Genomic DNA, 18,868 nt, shown 5'->3' on the forward strand with positions numbered 1-18,868 from the left:
TCCCACACCGAAAGACGATAGGGAGCCACATGGCCGACAACGCGGTCGACAACACGGAATACCGCATCGAGCACGACACCATGGGCGAGGTCCGGGTGCCGGTCAACGCCCTGTGGCGCGCTCAGACCCAGCGGGCCGTGGAGAACTTTCCGATCTCGTTCCGACCGCTGGAACGCACCCAGATCCGCGCGCTCGGGCTGCTCAAGGGCGCCTGCGCCCAGGTCAACAAGGACCTGGGCCTGCTGGCCGCGGAGAAGGCCGACGCGATCATCGCCGCGGCCGCCGAGATCGCCGACGGCCGACATGACGAGCAGTTCCCGATCGACGTTTTCCAGACCGGGTCGGGTACCAGCTCCAACATGAACACCAACGAGGTCATCGCCTCGATCGCGGCCGCCAACGGGGTCACCGTGCACCCCAACGACGACGTCAACATGTCGCAGAGCTCCAACGACACCTTCCCCACCGCGACGCACATCGCGGCCACCGAAGCCGCGGTGCGCCATCTCATTCCGGCGCTCGAAGTGCTGCACGAGTCCCTGGAGGGCAAGGCCCGCCAGTGGCGGACCACGGTGAAGTCGGGCCGCACCCACCTGATGGACGCGGTGCCGGTCACGCTCGGACAGGAGTTCGGCGGCTACGCCCGCCAGATCCAGGCCGGGATGGAACGCGTGCGTGCGTGTCTGCCCCGCCTCGGTGAGCTGGCGATCGGCGGCACCGCCGTCGGCACCGGCCTGAACGCACCCGAGGGCTTCGGCGCCAAGGTCGTCGAGGTGCTGGTCGACCAGACCGGCATCGCCGAATTACGCACCGCGGTGGATTCTTTCGAGGCCCAGGCCGCCCGCGACGGGCTGGTGGAGGCCTCCGGTGCGCTCAAGACGATCGCGGTGTCGCTGACCAAGATCGCCAACGACATCCGCTGGATGGGTTCGGGCCCGCTGACCGGTCTCGGCGAGTTGCAGCTGCCCGATCTGCAGCCGGGCAGCTCGATCATGCCGGGCAAGGTCAACCCGGTGATCCCCGAGGCGGTGACCCAGGTCGCCGCCCAGGTCATCGGCAACGACGCCGCCGTCACCGTCGGCGGCCTGTCCGGTGCCTTCGAGCTCAACGTCTACATCCCGATGATGGCCCGCAACGTGCTGGAATCGTTCACGCTGCTGTCCAACGCCTCGAAGCTGTTCGCGACCAAATGCATCGACGGCCTGGTCGCCAACGACGCGCATCTGCTGGAGATGGCGGAATCCTCGCCGTCGATCGTGACACCACTGAACTCGGCCATCGGCTACGAGGAGGCCGCCAAGGTCGCCAAACAAGCGCTGGCGGAGAAGAAGACGATCCGGCAGACGGTCGTCGACCGCGGCTTGATCGGCGACAAGCTCTCCGAGGAAGAGCTGGACAGGCGCCTCGACGTGCTGGCCATGGCGAAAGTGCGCGACGGGGACTAGCAGTCCAGATTCGCCCCTGGGAGATCGCCCAAACCGCTGACGAATCGTCAAGCCGGGCACAAGATTAGAGGGCATCCGACCCGCCGGACGACGGCGGTTCGCTCCCCAGGCACGAATCAGGAGGTGCGGTGTCCGCTTACCCCGATCCCACGATCACGTCCACCTCGCAGGCGCTGGTGACGACGGCCGCCAGCGCGCCCGCGCTGCGCACCGGCGCCGTCGTGCTGGGGCTCGCGTCGCTGGTGGACCTGTCGAAGGCCAGACGCGGTTGGGCCGCGGATCGGATGCTGGCGGTCTCCGGGGCCGCCGCGGCGGGGTGGTTCCTGGTGGAAGGGCGCCGGCGCCGCTGATCCGGGTCATCCGGGCGGGTCGACCAGATCGTAGGCGGGTGGTCCGTTGTCACGCCCGCCATACAGGGTGCCGGGCACCCGCGGACCGATCAGCTGCGACACGCTCACCAGGTGGTAGCCGTTGGCGGTCAGCACCGGGATGAACCGCTCCATCAGCTCGACCGTCGAGGCGAAGGTGTCGTGCAACAGCACCACCGCATTCGGCCTGACCTGGGACATCAGCACATCGCGGGTCGCGGCGGCGTTCGCGTCGTGCTGCCAGTCGAAGGCGATGACATCCCAGTTGACGGCGGCCAGGCCCTGACGCCCGGCCTCTGCCAGTACGACGTCGTCGATGGCGCCGAAACCGGTACGGGTCAGTGTCGGCCGCCGGCCCGTCGCCGCCTCGATCGCGTCCCCCGCCCTGCTGAACTCGGTGGCGATCTCCGGCGGTGACAACATCGTCATGTCCCGGTGCTGCCAGGTGTGGTTGCCGATCTCCATACCGGCGTCGGCGATCCGCCGGGCCGCGGCGGGATCGGCGGCCACCTTGTCCCCGATCAGGAAGAACGTGGCCACGGCGTGGTTGGCCCGCAGGATCTGGAGCAACCGGTCGGTGTGCGGGCCCGGCCCGTCGTCGAACGTCAACGCCACACACTTGACCCGCGCACAGTCCACGGTGTCGGCGCCCGCCGGGGCGCCGACACCGACGAGACCCAGCAGTAGGCCGCTGAGCACCGCCGCGAACAGGCGGATCAGGGCAGCGCGCCGGGGCTGATCTCTTCGAGCATCTCGGTGACCAGCGCCGCGATCGGGGAGCGCTCGCTGCGCAGCAGCGTGATGTGGGCGAACAGTGGGTGCCCCTTGAGCTTCTCGATCACCGCGGCGACACCGTCGTGCCGGCCGACCCGCAGGTTGTCCCGTTGTGCCACATCGTGGGTCAGGACCACCCGCGAACCCGAGCCCAAGCGGGACAGCACGGTCAGCAACACGTTGCGCTCCAGCGACTGCGCCTCGTCGACGATCACGAACGAGTCGTGCAGGGAGCGGCCCCGGATGTGGGTCAGCGGCAACACCTCGAGCATTCCGCGCGAGAGCACCTCCTCCAGCACCGCCGGGCTGGCCAGACCCTCGAGGGTGTCGAACACCGCCTGGGCCCAGGGCCCCATCTTCTCGCTCTCGCTGCCTGGCAGATACCCCAGGTCCTGACCGCCGACCGCGTAGAGCGGACGGAACACCACCACCTTGCGTTGGGTGCGTCGCTCCAGCACCGCCTCCAGCCCGGCGCACAACGCCAGCGCCGATTTGCCGGTGCCGGCCTTGCCGCCGAGCGAGACGATGCCGACCGATTCGTCGAGCAGCAGGTCGAGGGCGACGCGTTGTTCGGCGGACCTTCCCCGGAGGCCGAACACTTCGCGATCACCTCGCACCAGCTGTACCCGCTTGTCGGCGTTCACCCGGCCGAGCGCATGAGAGTTGCTGCCCAGCAACCGGATACCGGTGTGGCACGGCAGGTCACGCGCGGCCTCCAGGTCGACCTCACCCTCGGCGAACAGCGTGCCGACGTCCTCGGCGGTGGCTTCCAGCTCGGCCATGCCGGTCCACCCGGAGGTGATGACGTCCTGGGCGTGGTACTCGTCGGCGAGCAGACCGACGGCGCCGGCCTTGACGCGCAGCGGGATGTCCTTGCTGACCAGGGTGACGTGCTTTCCCTCCGCGGCGAGGTTGGCCGCGACCGTCAGGATGCGCGCATCGTTGCTGTCGTTGCGGAAACCGGCAGGCAGCACCGAGGGGTCGCTGTGATTGAGCTCGACGTGCAGCGTACCGCCGTCTGCGCCAACGGGAATCGGTTGATCGAGCCGACCGTGTTCGAGCCTCAGATCGTCGAACAAGCGCAACGCCTGTCGGGCGAACCAACCCAGCTCGTGGTGGTGGCGTTTGGCTTCCAACTCGCTGATGACAACCAGCGGAACCACCACTTCGTGTTCGGCGAACCGCGTGATGGCCCAGGGATCGGACAGCAACACGGAGGTGTCGAGCACGTAGGTCCGGATCAACTCGGATTGCCGGCTCTGGGATTGAGTCACGTAGCGCTCCTCGAGGCTGCGCGAGTTCCTGCGGCCCCACACGAACTTCTCGGTGGACACACACGCGGTCTCAGGACCGGGGCCGGTCCTTTCGAATCTGGACCGCCCGGACAGCAGAGCATGTCGCTAGCCATCGGAATCGACGCTACTCCCGCAGAAGCGATCGCGCCCTGCAGGCGCGCCGTGGCTGAGCGTCGCGCGAGTTACGAGCTGATGAACTGCTTGAGTTCGGGCTCGTCGGCCAATCCCCATGCGGTGATCCGATCGGCGATGACAGCGCGCAGCTGGTCGCGGTCGAAGATGCCCGCCTCGGCGACCGTGGCAACCTTGTCCTGGTAGGCCTCGATGTCGCCGCCGACGACGTCGAGACCGGCGGCGCGCCGCGCAATCGCGGCGACGGTCTCGGCTCGCGTGTAACCCAGGCAGTGGGCGACCAGATTGGCGAAGAACTCCTCGTGGCGTTCCTCGTCCTTGGCGATCCGCCCGACGAGCGCCTTGAGCACCGGCTCGGCGATCTGGGCTTCGAGGTTGCGACAGAACACCGCGTGCGCCCGTTCCCACAGCGCCATGAACGCCAGCGTCTCCACCTGGCTGTAGGTGTCGGCCCGGTAGCCCTTCATCACGTGCTCGACTCGGACGTCTTCGTTGGCCGACGGATCGACCTCGCGGGTGACGACGAGGTAGTTGCGCAGCGCGATGGCGTGCAGATGCTCCTCGGCCGTCCAGCGGCCCATCCAACGGCCCCACTTGTCTTCGAGGATGAAGTGCTCGACGAGCTCACGGTGGTATCCGGCGAGGTTGTCCTTGGTGATCAGCAGGATCTCCAGCGCGTCGGTCACCGACTTCGGCAACGTCACCTGCGACGGTTCCCAGTCGCGGCCGCCGAGGAACGCGAAGTTCTCCCCCTGGTCGAACGGCACGTAGTCGTGGGCGAACCAGATGTCCTCGGTGTCGAGGTGACGCCGCAGCTCCGCAAGAACCACAGGCTCAAGTTCGAGGGTCAGCGCATTAGCGACAGGTTTCTGTGCCATGCGGTTACATTAACCCAATTCTGAGGGGATCGTAAAATTTCAGACCCCGACACTCCGGGCTTCACCGCGGGTCAGAGCGTCAGGCCCGGATAGAGCGGGTTGGCGTCGAGCAGTTCCGAGGCCGCGGAGTGCACGCGGTCGGCAACCCCATCGGCGATCGTGTACTTGGCCTTCGAGGGGCCGCTGGGCCCGGCGGCGGGCTGGGTGTTGCTCAACACCTCCACCACCAGGTCGGCCACCCGGTCGAACTCGTCGGCGCCGAAGCCACGGGTGGTCAGCGCCGGAGACCCGAACCGGATGCCGCTGGTGTACCACGCGCCGTTCGGGTCCGCCGGGATGGCGTTGCGGTTGGTGACGATCCCGGCGTCCAGCAGTGCGGACTCGGCCTGGCGTCCGGTCAGCCCGAACGATGTCACGTCGAGCAGCACCAGATGGTTGTCGGTGCCGCCGGTGACCAGCCCGGCGTCCCGTTTGACGAAGCCGTCCGCCAGTGCCTGCGCGTTGTCCGCGACGGCCTGCGCATACTGCCGGAACGCGGGCTGCCGCGCCTCGGCCAGCGCGACGGCCTTGGCGGCCATCACGTGCGAGAGCGGGCCGCCGAGCACCATCGGACAACCCTTGTCGACCGCCGGGGCGAATTCCTCGGTGGCCAGCACCAGACCCCCGCGCGGGCCGCGCAGAGACTTGTGCGTGGTGGTGGTCACCACGTGGGCGTGCGGCACCGGATCCTCGTCGCCGGTGAACACCTTGCCCGCGACCAGGCCCGCGAAGTGCGCCATGTCCACCATCAGCGTCGCACCGACCTCGTCGGCGATCTCGCGCATCTTGGCGAAGTCGATCCGGCGCGGGTAGGCCGAGTAACCGGCGACCAGGATCAGCGGCTTGAACTCCCGGGCCGCCGCGGCGACGGCGTCGTAGTCGATGAATCCGGTGGTCGGGTCCGTCCCGTACTGGCGCTGGTGGAACATCTTCCCGGAGATGTTCGGCCGGAAGCCGTGGGTCAGGTGACCGCCGGTGTCCAGCGACATACCCAGCAGACGCTGGTTGCCCATTGCGGCCCGCAGGCTCTCCCAGTCGGCTTCGGACAGGTCGTTGACGTGCTTGGCGCCGAGCTCGGCCAGTCCGGGAGCCTCGACGCGGGTCGCCAGGATGGCCCAGAACGCGACCAGGTTGGCGTCGATCCCCGAGTGTGGCTGGGCGTAGGCGTACGGCGCCCCGAACAACTCACGGGCATGCTCGGCGGCCAGCGCCTCGACGGTGTCGACGTTCTGGCAAGCCGCGTAGAAGCGGTGCCCGATCGTCCCCTCGGCATACTTGTCGGAGAACCAGGTGCCCATCGTCAACAGCACCGCCGGCGAGGCGTAGTTCTCGCTGGCGATCAACTTGAGCGAATCCCTCTGATCCGCAAGCTCTTTGCGGGTCGCGTCGGCGATTCGCGGCTCGACGGATTCGATCACCCGCAGCGCGGCGCGATAGGCCTCGCTGGCGGTGTCGGCGTACTCGGCACCCTGACCTGACGGGGACGAAGAAGTCATGGCAGAGAGCCTAGTCCGCGTACATACCGCGAGAGTGCTGTGGTGGTACTGGTTCCGGCCGAGGCGCTACCGGCAGTGCACGTTCGCGGGCAGGGCCCGCGGTCAGGCGGCCCGCAACGACGACGGGATCAGCGGCTCGTCGAGCAGAGTGCCGAACCGTTCGGTCAGCGTGACGCCGTCCGGCCGGGCGTCCAGCCAACCCCGCAGCAGCCGGTATCCCTCGACGTAGGTGCTGGTGTAGGCGCGCCACAGCGGCGAGGACAGAAATCGCAGCATCTGGCGGGCCCGCTCGTCGTTGACCAACAGCCACCGCTTCAGGAAGGCGACCACGTCGTCGACGTCGCGGTGCTCGTCGTGCAGCATCAGCGCCGCGTCCTGCCGGACGTCGGCCAGAGCGGCCGTCGCCTCGGCGATCGTCTCCGCCCGTTCACCGTCGAAGCGCAGCCCGAGGTCGGCGTAGATCTCCGCGGCCCAACTCCCCCACCCGGCTTTGTTCCCCGTCGCTGCGCCCGCCCCGTCCGGCCCAACCGCGGCGTAGAGCGCGAGATCGGCCAGCCCCTCGGCCATCAGACACTGCGGTGTGTTGACCAGGAAGATCGTCTGCTCGGCCTGGCCCTTGGCCTCCACCAGGCCCGCCTCCTTGCGGCAGTGCTCGGTGTGATGACCCGGATAGGACTCGTGGGCCACCAGCCGGGGCAGATTGGACATCTGTTGTTTGAGGTCGGCGTTGACCGCGACGGTCGACTGGTAGTTGCCCTTGTAGTAGTTGAAGCCCGACCACGGCTTGTCGGTGACGACCTCGTAGGTGATGGTCTCGCCAGCCGGTAGCGGGAACGTGGACCGGACCCGGTCGCGCAGCGCGCTGGAGAACGCGTGGATGGCTTCCTCGAGGCGGTCCGGCGGAATCTCCTCTGCGGCCCGATGGGCCTGGATACGCTCGGCGAGCGGACCGGCGCCCTCCAGCACCTCGTCGAGTCGGGCGTGCGCCTGCCGGTACCTGTCCGGATCGCCCTTGCTGATCCGAACGTCGAAATACGCCTCCACCTCGTCGACGAACCCGACCTGCTCGCCGGCGAACTTGCGTCCCGCGCAGGCCAGCGCCCGAAGATGGGAGCCGATGAACGCCGCCCGCGCGTCGTCCAACCCGGCGGGCAGTTCGGCCATCAGACGCTCGGCCTGACGGGCCAGGTCGGCAGGATCGGGCCGGGGCTCGGAATCCACCGCGCGCCGCAGCGCGGGGTTCCCGGTGAAGGAATCGACGTAACCTTCCTCGACCCTGTCGAAGCGCAGACCCAGCATCAGGTATTCGTCGACATACCGGTCACCGGAGGAGGCCGAAGCCGCGTATTCGCTACCTACGTCCATGTCTGAATAACCTAACTGCAAGACTGACCCCATGGCGCGGCTGAGCGAACCCAGCCCCTACGTGGAGTTCGACCGAGCGCAGTGGCGTGCGCTTCGCATGTCGACGCCACTCAAACTCACCGAGGACGAGTTGGTCCGGCTGCGGGGCCTCGGCGAGAAGATCGACCTGCTCGAAGTCGAGGAGGTCTACCTGCCGTTGGCGCGGCTGATCCATCTACAGGTGGCGGCCCGGCAGGCGCTGTTCGCCACCACCGCCCAATTCCTCGGTGAGCCGCAACAGAACCCGGACCGGCCGGTTCCGTTCGTCATCGGGGTGGCGGGCAGTGTCGCGGTGGGCAAGTCGACGACAGCCCGTGTCCTGCAGGCGTTGCTCGCGCGTTGGGAGCATCACCCCCGGGTGGACCTGGTGACCACCGACGGCTTCCTGTATCCGAACGCCGAACTGGGTCGCCGAAACTTGATGCATCGCAAGGGATTCCCGGAGAGCTACGACCGCAGGGGGCTGATGCGGTTCGTCACCACGGTCAAGTCAGGCTCGGATGCGGCGTGCGCCCCGGTGTACTCGCATCTGCTCTACGACATCGTGCCCGGGGAGAAGCAGATCATCGAGCACCCCGACATCCTGATCCTGGAAGGTCTCAACGTGCTGCAGACCGGACCGGCGCTGATGGTGTCGGACCTGTTCGACTTCTCGGTCTACGTGGACGCCCGCATCGAGGACATCGAGAACTGGTACATCTCGCGCTTCCTGTCCATGCGCGACGGCGCATTCGCCGACCCCGCCTCGCACTTCCATCACTACTCCACGCTCACCGACGAACAGGCCGTCTTCGCCGCACGTGACATCTGGCATTCGATCAACCGGCCGAACCTGATCGAGAACATCCTGCCGACGCGGCCCCGCGCAACCCTGGTGCTGCGCAAGGACGCCGACCACTCGATCAACCGGTTACGCCTGCGCAAGCTCTAGCGGCGCGCAGCGCACCCCGAACCGCTCGGCGACGGTGTCCAGCGTCCGCTGCAGGTGCGCGCGTTCCCGGCGATGGGTCAACAGGAACTGCACGTTGCTCGCCGTCCGGCGGTGCCACGGGTACCACAGGTTGAAGTCAAGACCGCATTCGCTGAACACCTTGCCCGGCACCGCGTCGGCGATCAGGCCCAGGTTGTGCTGGGCCAGCGTGAACATCGCGAACGGCAACACCTGTTTGGCTTTGATCATCAGGTCCTGCAGGTCGAGGGCGTAGATCGGAATGTCGCCCAGCTTGTCCAGGAACAACAGGTGGGTTAGGAAATAGGCGCTGTAGGACGAGAAATGGAGGGCGGCCGAGCGCATGTTGACCGACAGCACCGCGCCCGACGGCGAGACGTAGGGCTCGTAAGGCCGCTCGTGCCGGCCGAGGTAACCGGTGCAGTTGACGATCCAGCTTCCCGGCTCGATCGACTTGGTGGCGCCGCTGCGCAGCAGCAGATCGGTGGCGCCGTTGCGATCGACGACGTCGACGAGGTGATCGGTGAGGACGTCGTTGAGGCCGTCGGCGATGGTCTGCCGTTCCCGCTCGGAGAGCACGCCGAGCATCAGGTGCCGCGCCTGCGGGGTCACGGTGAGGCCGTACCGGGCCAGGAACCAGTCACGGACGTCGTCCTCATTGGTCCCGTCGAAGCGCCGGGTCAGCGCCAGCGCCAGACCGTTCAATGACGTCCCGCCCCACCAGCGCTGGGCGCCGGCGGGGAAGAAGCGGTCCCGGTTGGTGAAGATCATTCCCGACCCGGCCAGCAGGTTCACCTCACGGCCCGCACTGTTGGTGATCAGCGCATGAGCGGTGTCCATCGCGGTCTTGCCGCCGCCGATCACCCACACCGGCGCGTCGCTGCGGCCGATCTCGCCGTCGCGAATGTCGCAGAAGTCCGGCGAGACCGAGCTCACCCGTTCACTGCTGAGGGCGAGCGGCTCGTTGGGCTGGATCGAGAAACCATATGCCTTGATCAGCTTCCCGGCATGGATGACGCGGGTCTCGCCGGCGGGGTCGCGGCACACGACCCGCACACCGTCGAACGTCTCCTCGTCGGATTCCAGCGCCCAGCCGTACCGCTCGTCGACCGTCACGCGCCTCTCGATGTCGGCGACGCAGTGCTGGAAGTGTTCGAGGATCTCGCGACGGTCCGCCAGGTGGGCCCGCTCCCGGCCGAGCGTCCATCCGATGTTGCCGGCGGTGAACATCGGATGGGGTTGGTGCAGGCGGACGTAGCGGTACGCGTCCAGCCACATGCCGCCGGGCCCGGGCCTGCGGTCGATCAGGATCACCTTCTGGCCGCGGGCCAGATATCGGCTCGCGACGAACAGCGCGTTCATGCCGGCGAGGCCGGCGCCGACGATGCAGACGTCGCACGTGTCACCCATCAGGTCACCGTGCGCGCCGCTGTCGGCGACGGCCTCAGTAGCGCATTACTGGTTCTTGGTGATCCGGCGTACGCCCTGGTACTGCAGCTCGGCCATCACCAGCGTGTACACCCCGGTGCCGAGCACCAGCACCACCCCGGTGGTGGTCAGCGGCCAGACACCGGCCACCACGACGACCACCGTCAGCACGCTGAACAGCGCGTTGCCGACCGCCAGCACCAGCCCTGAGGTGCGGATGGCCGGGCGGGCCGCGAGCACCAGCACACCGATGCCGAACAGGACGAAGAATGCACCGGTCGCGTACTCGACGGTCGGTGTGGTGCCCGACCATTCGGCGACCTGTGGGGCGAGCGCCAGCAGCGCGATACCGGTCACGCCACTGATGACGGCGTCGGCACGCATGGCGAAGCGCAGCAGCGAGTCGGTGGACAGCCGAGTGCTGGTGGTGACGGTCATGACGGGTTCCTTTCGGGACGGGGATTGCGAACGACCGGGTCGGCGCCGGTGGTCAACGCGGTCATGTCACCGATGGTTCGCCGGGGCCGCTGCCAACTCGACACCGTCCGCTGCCAAGTCCTGCCAACCGCAGGTCAACCGGGGTCAGCGGGTCGAGACGAGGTTGCTGCGCAGGTCGGTGGCGATGACGCGGGCGGCGGCGTTCTGCCAGTTGTGCAGCGAGCGTTGGGGCACTTCGGTGACCAACCACTGCCAGGCCTGCCGGGCCACCGGGTCCAGGCCCGCGGCCGTGGCGCTTTGGGCGTAGGCGCGGACGCCGACGACGTAGGGGAAGTAGAGGGCGTTGTAGTGCCGCCACTGCTCGGTGGTCCCGAAGTCGTTGCCGTCGCGCGGTTTGAGCGCGGCGATCCGCTCGGCCAGCAGTGCCCGTAGCTCGTTGGCGCGCTCCAGCGGTTGATCGGGCGCACCGCGCCGGGCCAGACGCTCGTCGATCGCCGGCAGCGCGGTCAGTGGGCTGGCGACGAGCTTTGACAGATCACCGTAGTGACCGAGCGCACGCCGGGTGACGCGCACGAATGTGGGCTCGTCCATCCCGTCGAGCGGACTCGTCGAGCGCAACGGCAGCGCGGCCTCGGTGTCGCGCAGCGCGGCGCGGTCGGCCAGCAGATCCGGGGAACGGGAGAACGCCAACCGGTCCAGCAGCCCGGCCAGCGGATCGGCCAGCACGTTGATCGCGATGGCGACGCCCAGACTGGTGAACAGCAGCACCGTCAAGGTGGTGTGCACTCCGGACACCGCCAGGGCGATGAGCAGTTGCCCGCCGAACAGCACGGCGACGACGGCGGTGCCGGCGAACGAGCGCAGCATGTCCTTGCGCAGCGCATGACCTTCGTCGAACGCGTCACCGATCGCCACCGCGACGCCGAGCAGTGCGACGTCGAATCCGGTGGACGCCAAGGCCAGCCAGCTGGGCACCAGACCGAGCGGGATCACGAGGATCGCGTTGCCCAGCGCGAAGAACAGCGTTGCGATGACGACGAAGACCACCACCGGGCCCGGTTGCGTGCGCCGGATCACCGCGTGGATCATCGCGGCGATCGCCGGCACCGACACCGCCGCGAACATCACCCAGTGCCCCCAGCGCAGTGGCCCCTCGACGTCACCTGCCATCGCCGCGCCCAGGAACGCAACCGCGGCCACACCGGCGACCAATCCGCCGTCACCGGCTCGGCCACGCCAGGTGTCACGGGGACGTGACAGCTCGAGCAGCACCGCGAACCACGCGATGCCCGGCACCGCGACGAGATAGATCTCCACCCGGCTCAACGCCTCCGAGCCGGTGATCACCCGGACCGCGTCCAGTGCGACCACGAGCGCGAAGCTGGACAGGCCGACCGCGGCCAACACCAGCACCAGCTTGCGGGGGTCGCGCGCCAGCAGATAGAGCCCCAGCCACCAGCTCAGCGCGAACACCACTGCCGACAGCGCCAGCATGGCTACCTCCCGTAGCGGCGGTGCCGGGCGCTGTAGTCGCGCAGGGCGCGCAGAAAGTCCACCCGCCGGAACTCCGGCCAGTACGCCTCGGTGAACCACATCTCCGAATACGCGCTCTGCCACAACAGAAAACCGGACAGCCGCTGTTCGCCGGAGGTGCGGATCACCAGGTCGGGATCCGGCTGGCCGGAGGTGTACAGATTCTCCGAGATGGCGTCGGCGGTCACGGCCTCGACCAGTTGCTCGCCGGTGGCGCCGTTGGCCAGTTCCTTGCTCAGCAGCGCCCGCACGGCGTCGACGATCTCCTGTCGGCCGCCGTAGCCGACGGCGACGTTGACATGGAAGGCACCGCCGTTGCCACCGGTGGAGGCCACCGCCTCGCGTAGGCGTCGGGCGGGTTCCTCGCCGATGAGCTCCAGGTCACCGACGGTCCGCACACTCCAGCGGTTGGCCGGTGCGCAGATCTCTTCGACGACTTCGGTGATGATCTCGATCAGCGCCGACAGTTCCTCGTCGTCGCGCTGCAGGTTCTCCGTCGACAGCAGATACACCGTGGCCAACTCGATGCCGGCCTCCTGGCACCAGCGCAGCATCTCGGCGATCTTGCTCGCCCCCGCGCGGTAGCCGTAGCTGACATCGTCGTGGCCCAACTCCCGGGCCCAGCGCCGGTTGCCGTCACACAACACCGCGATATGTCGGGGCAACTCCGAGCGCGACGCCGTGAGCCCCTGACGCAGACGCAGCTCGTAGAGCCGGTACATCGGCTCCTTGAGGCGCCGCGGAATGAGGTCCACGATCATCCAGACTACTGTGACGCGAGGAAGCCGATTGCCACTCAACGGAGGTGAGATGCCGACCTCTCTCGAACCGTGGTACACCGCCGATTCACCGCGGGAGCCCTGGGAACCCGAGGATCTTCCGGAAGCGGTCGCCGGTGGCGTCGCGCAGTTTCTGGGCAAGCCGCGGCTGCGGGGCTGGATCCATGTCTATTCGGCGGTCATCGCGGTCATCTGCGGTGCCACGCTCGTCGCGGTGTCGTGGTCGGTGGAGTCCACCCGGGCCGGGATCGCAACACTGATCTACACGCTGACGATCGTGGCGATGTTCACCGTCAGCGGGGTCTACCACAGGGTGAACTGGACGTCGGTCACCGCGCGCAAGTGGATGAAGCGGGCCGACCATTCGATGATCTTCCTGTTCATCGCCGGCAGCTACACACCGTTCGGGCTGCTGGCATTGCCCGAGCGGGACGGAATGGTCCTGCTGTGGATCGTGTGGTGTGGCGCGCTGGCCGGGGTGGCGCTGAAGATGTTGTGGCCGTCGTCGCCGCGCTGGCTCGGGGTGCCGCTGTACATCCTGCTCGGCTGGGTCGCGGCGTGGTTCATCGGCCCGATCACCCACGGCGCCGGAGTGGCCGCGGTGGTCTTGTTGATCGTGGGCGGCGCGCTCTACAGCGTCGGCGGAGTGCTGTACGCGCTGAAGTGGCCGAACCCGTGGCCGACGACGTTCGGCCACCACGAGTTCTTCCACGCCTGCACGGCGGTCGCAGCGATCTGCCACTACATCGCGATGTGGTTCGCCGTCTTCTGACCCCGAGCCCATCCTCGTTTTCCGGCGCGAGCGTGCGTGTCTGCGGGCGACACGCCGCAGAAACCAGCGACAACACGCACACTCACGGGGCACCAACAGCGACGTCACGCACACTCACGGGGCACGCCAAACCGCAGCCACCGAGGCGCCGAGGCGCGTTTGGGCTGCGCGGAACCCACAGGCCTCCCCCGCACTCCGACCGCGTGCCGCGTGCCCTAAGCCACGAGCCCCGACGGCGCTGTCGCGGCGACGGCGCTGTCGCAGCGAGGGTGCGCGAACTTCGGAAATCGCGCGGCGTGTCGCCCGCAGACACGCACGCTCGCGCCAATGGGTCTAGAGCTGGGTGACGTTCTGGGGACCCCAGTAGGCCTTCATCGACGTGATCTGACCTTCACCGTCGAAGCTCATCACCTCGATGGGTTCGATGCGCATGGCGCCGCCGACCGTGATGGCGAACACGAACGCCGCTTCATGCCCGCCGGCGCGGAACGACAACAGCTCGGTTGTGATCTCGCCGCCCTCGATGGACTTGTAGAACCCGGCGATCGCCTGGCGCCCGATGTGCACCTCGCCGCCGCCGACCGGGTCTTCCAGCGTGGCGTCCTCGGCGTAGAGCGCGGCGACGGCATCGGCGCCGCCGCCGGCGACCGTGTCGAGATAGCGCTGGACGAAACCTTGGAGGACATCGGGCTCGAAGCTCATGTGCGGCAGGCTACACGGACGATCCCAATGCAGTCGCCAGATCCTCGACCGTGGTGACCGGCAGGTCGCACACCCGACCGCGACACACGTAGGCAGCCGGGGCACCCGCGATTCGCCGACGGTCACGCAACAGCTCCGAAGAATCCGCCTCGCCGCCGATCACGACGGCACCGCCGGGTGCCAGCGTGCGTGCCGCAGCGAGCAGCTCCGAATCCGCGTCGCCGGAAACCGCGATCTGCAACGGACCACGCACGGCGGCCTCGGCGACCGCCAACCAATGGCCTGCCGCCCGGGGCGCCCGCGCCAGCAGCACCGTCGCCGCCGCCAGCGTCGCATCCGCTGCCGCGGCGTACCGGGCGGCGGCGGGTCTCGGGGGCCAGATGCGCGGCCCACTGCAGCGCTTCGGCCAGCAGTGACGCACCCGAGGGGGTGGCGCCGTCAGCCGGGTCCGACGGGCGCAACACCAATTGTTCGGCGTCGTCGGCGATGTCGAACCATCGACCCGCGGCGCTCGGGTCGGCAAAATGCTCCAACGCCAGATCCAGAAGTCGGACCGCCTCATCGAGCCACCGCCGCTCGCCCGTCGCCTGGTGGAGTGCCAGCAGACCGGTGGCCGGCGCCGCGTGATCCTCCAACACCGCCATACTCTCGCCGACGACACCGCCCAGGCTCGAGCGTCGCAGCCGGCCGTCGACAACATGGACCGAGAGCAGTTTGTCGGCGCATTCGATTGCGGCGTTCAGGAATTCGGGACGGTCAACGGCCGAGGACGCTTCGACCAGCGCGGCGATCGCCAGCCCGTTCCACGCCGCCACCACCTTGTCGTCGCGGGCCGGTTGCGGTCTGGTGCGCCGCGCGGCACGCAGGACAGTACGGACCCGGTCGAACCTCCCGGCATCGTCAGGGTCGGCGCGCAACTGCAGCACCGACGCCCCGCCCTCGAAGGTTCCGGTCGCGGTGACTGCGAAAAGCTCTGCAGCCCAATAACCGTCGCTCTCACCGAGCACCGCGCGCAGCTCCGCCGGGGTCCACACATAAGTCCGCCCCTCGACCCCTGCGGCATCGGCGTCCAACGACGACACGAACATTCCGTCGCTGCGCAGGTCTTCGAGGAGGAATCGGGCCGTCTCGTCGACAACCCTGCGCGCCAATGGGTTTGCCGTTCTACGAGCCCAGTGCGCGTACAGGCGTAGCAGCTGGGCGTTGTCGTAGAGCATCTTCTCGAAGTGGGGCACCACCCACCCGGCGTCAACGCTGTAGCGCGCGAATCCGCCGTCGAGCTGATCGTAGATACCGCCGCGCGCCATCGCCTCACCCGCCCGCGTGACCACCGCGAGCGGGGCCGGCGATCCGGTCCGCTCGTGATTGCGCAGCAGCGCCTCCAGTAAGGCCGACGGCGGAAACTTCGGCGCCGCACCGAATCCTCCGTTCAGGCTGTCCTCGTCGTGCATCACCGCCGCGACCGCGTCGTCGCACAATTCGGCGGTCACCGGCGGCCCACCACCGGGGAGGCCGGCGGCCATCGCCCGCAACTCGCCGGCGATCTTGTCCGACGTCTCCTCGACATCGGAGCGCCGGGTGCGCCATGTTTCGGTGACCGCGGCCAGCAGTTGAAGGAACCCGGCCTTCGGGTAGTAGGTGCCGCAGAAGAACGGTCTGCCGTCCGGGGTCAGGAAGCAGGTCATCGGCCACCCGCCCTGACCGGTGAGCGCGACGGTGGCGTTCATGTACACGGCGTCGAGGTCGGGACGTTCCTCACGGTCTACCTTGATGCAGACGAAGTCGGCGTTCATCGCGGCGGCGACCTCGTCGTCGGCGAAGGACTCGTGGGCCATGACGTGGCACCAGTGGCAGGCCGCGTACCCGATGGACAGCAGGATGGGCACATCGCGTTCGGCTGCCCAAGCGAGCGCGTCGGGCGTCCACTGCTGCCAGTGCACCGGATTGTCGGCGTGCTGCCTCAGGTAAGGGCTCGTCGACTGCGCCAGTGTGTTGGCCCTCGCGTCAGCCGGGCTCACGTTTCGTCCCGTCGGCAGGACCGTCGACGACGTCTCGGCCGGACAGACCCGGATCGGAGGGCTGCACGTCGAATCCCGACCCGTCGGCGGGTTCGTCGAAGGATTTCGGCAGGCGGCGCAGGTGCTTGTTCATCGACCACACCAGCAGGAATACCGCGATCAGCAACAACACGACCACGATCAGCCCGAACGGGCTGGCCTTACCGAAATCCGGCCCGGTCTGGCGCGGACCGTCCTGGGCGAGTGTCACCCATTGCAGGCCCGCCATCAGCGCATCAGTCACTCGCGTCCCTCGATCCCGGTGAACAGGTCGGTCTCGGGCAGTGCCACCGGCACGCGAGACCTGGCCAACTCGAACTCTTCGGTCGGCCACAACCGCTGTTGCCATTCCATCGGTGTGGTGAAGAAGAAGCTGTTGGGATCGATCTGTGTCGCGTGCGCCAACAGCGCCTCATCGCGCAGATGGAAGTACTTCGAGCACTCGATCCGGGTGGTCACCCGCTTGGCCAGCAGGTCTTCGTCGGGATCCCAGGTTTCCAGCCACTTGGCGAACGGGCCCTCTTTGCCGTGTTTGGCGAATTCATCCTGGAGCACCTGCATCCGCTGCCGCAGGAAGCCGTGGTTGTAGTACAGCTTCAGCGCGCTCCAGGGTTCCCCGGCGTCCGGGTAGAGCCGATGATCGGCCGCGGCCTCGTAGGCCGCCACCGACACCTGGTGGCATTTGATGTGGTCGGGGTGCGGATATCCGCCGTTTTCGTCGTAGGTGGTGATCACGTGCGGTTTGAAGTCACGGATGACCCGGACCAGTGACTCGGTGGGCACATGGAGCGGCTCCAGCGCGAAACACCCCTCGGGCAGGGGCGGTGGCGGGTCGCCCTCGGGCAGCCCGGAGTCGACGAACCCCAGCCAGTGGTGCTCGACACCGAGGATCTCCGCGGCCCTGGCCATCTCGTCACGGCGGATGTCGGGCATCCGGCCGTGTACCTCGGGCAGGTCCATCGCCGGGTTGAGAATGTCCCCGCGTTCCCCACCCGTCAGCGTCACCACCATGACGCGAACGCCCTCGTCGACGTAGCGCGCCATGGTCGCCGCACCCTTGCTGGACTCATCGTCCGGGTGCGCGTGCACCGCCATCAACCGCAGTTCGCTCAACCTGGTCCCTCGTAGCTGGTTTCCTGCTCGCACACTCACGCATCAGTTCAACCACGCGAGTGGCCCTATAGTTCCAGGTCTAGTAGACCCATCCGACCGACGGGCATGCAAAACGATGATCGAACGTCCCACCGCACGCTACGGAGAGCGGCGACTCAGCCGGGGCACGCGCCGCTGGCTGGCCGCCGGCCTGACGGCGTTGGTGGTGGTCATCGGCGTGGTCGTCGCCACCGTGGCCTTCAACCGCTTCGGCTCCGGCGACGTCAAGGGTGAACTGGCCGGCTACCGGGTGGTGGACCCCAGCACGGTGGACGTCACCATCAGCGTCACCCGGGACGACCCGTCGCGCCCGGTGGTCTGCATCGTGCGGGCTCGCTCGTACGACGGGGACGAGACGGGTCGGCGCGAGGTGCTGGTACCGCCGTCCTCAGAGGTGACGGTGCAGGTCACCACCACCGTCAGGTCAAGCCGACAGGCAGCCGTCGGCGACGTCTACGGCTGCGGGACCGACGTCCCCGACTACCTCGTCGGCACCTGAACCATCCCGGCGCAACCAACGCTCGCCTGCGAAATCGTGAAATCCCGGTTGCCCGGCGGTGCTATGCTGGTCTGATACACGGTTCCTGCTGGGGCCGTGTATTGCTGCATTTTGAGCCTCAGACCAGTGCTCACGATGGCGGCAATACACGCAGGACGTGTCGAGACTATTACCACCTTCCACAGCCGAAAGCGCGGAAGCAACTACGACAGGAGCGCGACATGACCGACACGCAGGTCACCTGGCTGACCGAAGAGTCCTATGACCGGCTCAAGGCCGAACTCGATCAGCTGATCGCCAACCGCCCCGTCATCGCCGCCGAGATCAACGATCGCCGGGAGGAAGGCGACCTGCGCGAGAACGGCGGTTACCACGCCGCACGGGAGCAGCAGGGCCAGGAAGAGGCGCGCATCCGCCAACTGCAGGAGCTGCTGAACAACGCCAAGGTCGGCGAGGCGCCCAAGCAGTCCGGTATCGCGCTGCCCGGCTCGGTGGTCAAGGTGTACTACGACGACGACCAGAACGACACCGAGACCTTCCTGATCGGTACGCGGGAGCAGGGCGTCAGCGACGGCAAGCTCGAGGTGTACTCCCCGAACTCACCGTTGGGTGGCGCACTGATCGACGCCAAGGTCGGCGAGTCGCGCTCGTACACCGTGCCCAGCGGCAACACCGTCAAGGTGACCTTGGTCAGCGCCGAGCCCTACCACGGCTGACCGGCGGCGCCC

At 67.9% G+C, this 18,868-nt stretch carries 18 protein-coding genes and 1 pseudogene; 6 read left to right on the forward strand and 13 right to left on the reverse strand.

Annotated elements, in window-relative coordinates:
• The first annotated feature begins 29 nt into the window (after positions 1-29).
• A complete protein-coding gene (locus ACNUDN_RS20810) occupies positions 30-1,445 on the forward strand; it encodes a class II fumarate hydratase (RefSeq protein WP_419123657.1) in 1,416 nt (471 codons plus the stop codon).
• A 128-nt stretch (positions 1,446-1,573) separates the two neighbouring features.
• Positions 1,574-1,795, forward strand: a complete 222-nt coding sequence (locus ACNUDN_RS20815; protein WP_419123658.1) for a hypothetical protein — start codon at positions 1,574-1,576, stop codon at positions 1,793-1,795.
• 6 nt (positions 1,796-1,801) lie between these two features.
• On the opposite strand, the gene ACNUDN_RS20820 is transcribed toward ACNUDN_RS20815, so the two are convergent.
• The 5 genes from ACNUDN_RS20820 to ACNUDN_RS20840 all read right to left on the reverse strand — a co-directional run bounded on the left by ACNUDN_RS20820 (position 1,802) and on the right by ACNUDN_RS20840 (position 7,792).
• Complete coding sequence (locus tag ACNUDN_RS20820; RefSeq protein WP_419123659.1) at positions 1,802-2,512, reverse strand: polysaccharide deacetylase family protein; 711 nt, start codon at positions 2,510-2,512, stop codon at positions 1,802-1,804.
• A gap of 17 nt (positions 2,513-2,529) precedes the next feature.
• On the reverse strand, positions 2,530-3,831 hold the full coding sequence (gene phoH2 / locus ACNUDN_RS20825; protein ID WP_419125244.1) for an RNA 5'-3' helicase PhoH2: 1,302 nt from the start codon (positions 3,829-3,831) through the stop codon (positions 2,530-2,532).
• 233 nt (positions 3,832-4,064) lie between these two features.
• Positions 4,065-4,892: an acyl-ACP desaturase gene (locus ACNUDN_RS20830; RefSeq protein ID WP_419123660.1), complete on the reverse strand. Its 828-nt coding sequence runs from the start codon at positions 4,890-4,892 to the stop codon at positions 4,065-4,067.
• A 71-nt stretch (positions 4,893-4,963) separates the two neighbouring features.
• Positions 4,964-6,427, reverse strand: coding sequence for a glycine hydroxymethyltransferase (locus tag ACNUDN_RS20835; RefSeq protein WP_419123661.1), 1,464 nt, complete (start codon positions 6,425-6,427; stop codon positions 4,964-4,966).
• Between the two features lie 102 nt (positions 6,428-6,529).
• Entirely contained in the window at positions 6,530-7,792 is a 1,263-nt protein-coding gene (locus ACNUDN_RS20840) for a DUF885 domain-containing protein (protein ID WP_419123662.1), read from the reverse strand.
• A gap of 31 nt (positions 7,793-7,823) precedes the next feature.
• Here ACNUDN_RS20840 and coaA point away from each other — a divergent pair, with 31 nt between their 5' ends.
• Entirely contained in the window at positions 7,824-8,762 is a 939-nt protein-coding gene (gene coaA, locus ACNUDN_RS20845) for a type I pantothenate kinase (protein ID WP_419123663.1), read from the forward strand.
• Here the strand turns inward: coaA and ACNUDN_RS20850 are convergent.
• The 4 genes from ACNUDN_RS20850 to ACNUDN_RS20865 form a co-directional block, all read right to left on the reverse strand.
• Positions 8,742-10,190 (reverse strand): FAD-dependent oxidoreductase, encoded by a 1,449-nt coding sequence (locus tag ACNUDN_RS20850; protein ID WP_419123664.1) that lies wholly within the window; start codon positions 10,188-10,190, stop codon positions 8,742-8,744. The two genes, coaA and ACNUDN_RS20850, sit on opposite strands and share 21 nt — an antisense overlap.
• A gap of 45 nt (positions 10,191-10,235) precedes the next feature.
• The gene (locus ACNUDN_RS20855; protein WP_419123665.1) at positions 10,236-10,646 is read right to left on the reverse strand and encodes a hypothetical protein; all 411 of its coding nucleotides are present in this window, start codon (positions 10,644-10,646) and stop codon (positions 10,236-10,238) included.
• A gap of 144 nt (positions 10,647-10,790) precedes the next feature.
• Entirely contained in the window at positions 10,791-12,140 is a 1,350-nt protein-coding gene (locus ACNUDN_RS20860; protein ID WP_419123666.1) for a hypothetical protein, read from the reverse strand.
• Between the two features lie 2 nt (positions 12,141-12,142).
• A complete protein-coding gene (locus tag ACNUDN_RS20865) occupies positions 12,143-12,934 on the reverse strand; it encodes a (2Z,6E)-farnesyl diphosphate synthase (protein WP_419125245.1) in 792 nt (263 codons plus the stop codon).
• A gap of 55 nt (positions 12,935-12,989) precedes the next feature.
• Here ACNUDN_RS20865 and trhA point away from each other — a divergent pair, with 55 nt between their 5' ends.
• On the forward strand, positions 12,990-13,730 hold the full coding sequence (trhA, locus tag ACNUDN_RS20870) for a PAQR family membrane homeostasis protein TrhA (protein ID WP_419123667.1): 741 nt from the start codon (positions 12,990-12,992) through the stop codon (positions 13,728-13,730).
• Between the two features lie 333 nt (positions 13,731-14,063).
• On the opposite strand, the gene ACNUDN_RS20875 is transcribed toward trhA, so the two are convergent.
• The 4 genes and pseudogenes from ACNUDN_RS20875 to mca all read right to left on the reverse strand — a co-directional run bounded on the left by ACNUDN_RS20875 (position 14,064) and on the right by mca (position 17,602).
• Positions 14,064-14,432 carry a nuclear transport factor 2 family protein gene (locus tag ACNUDN_RS20875; RefSeq protein ID WP_419123668.1) on the reverse strand — a complete coding sequence of 123 codons (369 nt, stop codon included), beginning with the start codon at positions 14,430-14,432 and terminating at the stop codon, positions 14,064-14,066.
• Positions 14,433-14,442: 10 nt separating this feature from the next.
• Positions 14,443-16,450: pseudogene (locus tag ACNUDN_RS20880) on the reverse strand (thioredoxin domain-containing protein).
• Positions 16,437-16,733, reverse strand: a complete 297-nt coding sequence (locus ACNUDN_RS20885; protein ID WP_419123669.1) for a hypothetical protein — start codon at positions 16,731-16,733, stop codon at positions 16,437-16,439. Before ACNUDN_RS20885 ends, ACNUDN_RS20880 begins: the two are co-directional and overlap by 14 nt.
• Positions 16,730-17,602, reverse strand: a complete 873-nt coding sequence (gene mca, locus ACNUDN_RS20890; RefSeq protein WP_419123670.1) for a mycothiol conjugate amidase Mca — start codon at positions 17,600-17,602, stop codon at positions 16,730-16,732. Before mca ends, ACNUDN_RS20885 begins: the two co-directional genes overlap by 4 nt.
• Before the next feature lie 115 nt (positions 17,603-17,717).
• On the opposite strand from mca, the gene ACNUDN_RS20895 reads away from it, so the two are divergent.
• Both ACNUDN_RS20895 and greA read left to right on the forward strand, forming a co-directional pair.
• A complete protein-coding gene (locus ACNUDN_RS20895) occupies positions 17,718-18,140 on the forward strand; it encodes a DUF4307 domain-containing protein (RefSeq protein WP_419123671.1) in 423 nt (140 codons plus the stop codon).
• 221 nt (positions 18,141-18,361) lie between these two features.
• On the forward strand, positions 18,362-18,856 hold the full coding sequence (gene greA, locus ACNUDN_RS20900; protein ID WP_419123672.1) for a transcription elongation factor GreA: 495 nt from the start codon (positions 18,362-18,364) through the stop codon (positions 18,854-18,856).
• Positions 18,857-18,868: the final 12 nt, after the last annotated feature.

The organism is Mycobacterium sp. smrl_JER01 (genome assembly GCF_048513595.2).
Lineage (GTDB): Bacteria > Actinomycetota > Actinomycetes > Mycobacteriales > Mycobacteriaceae > Mycobacterium.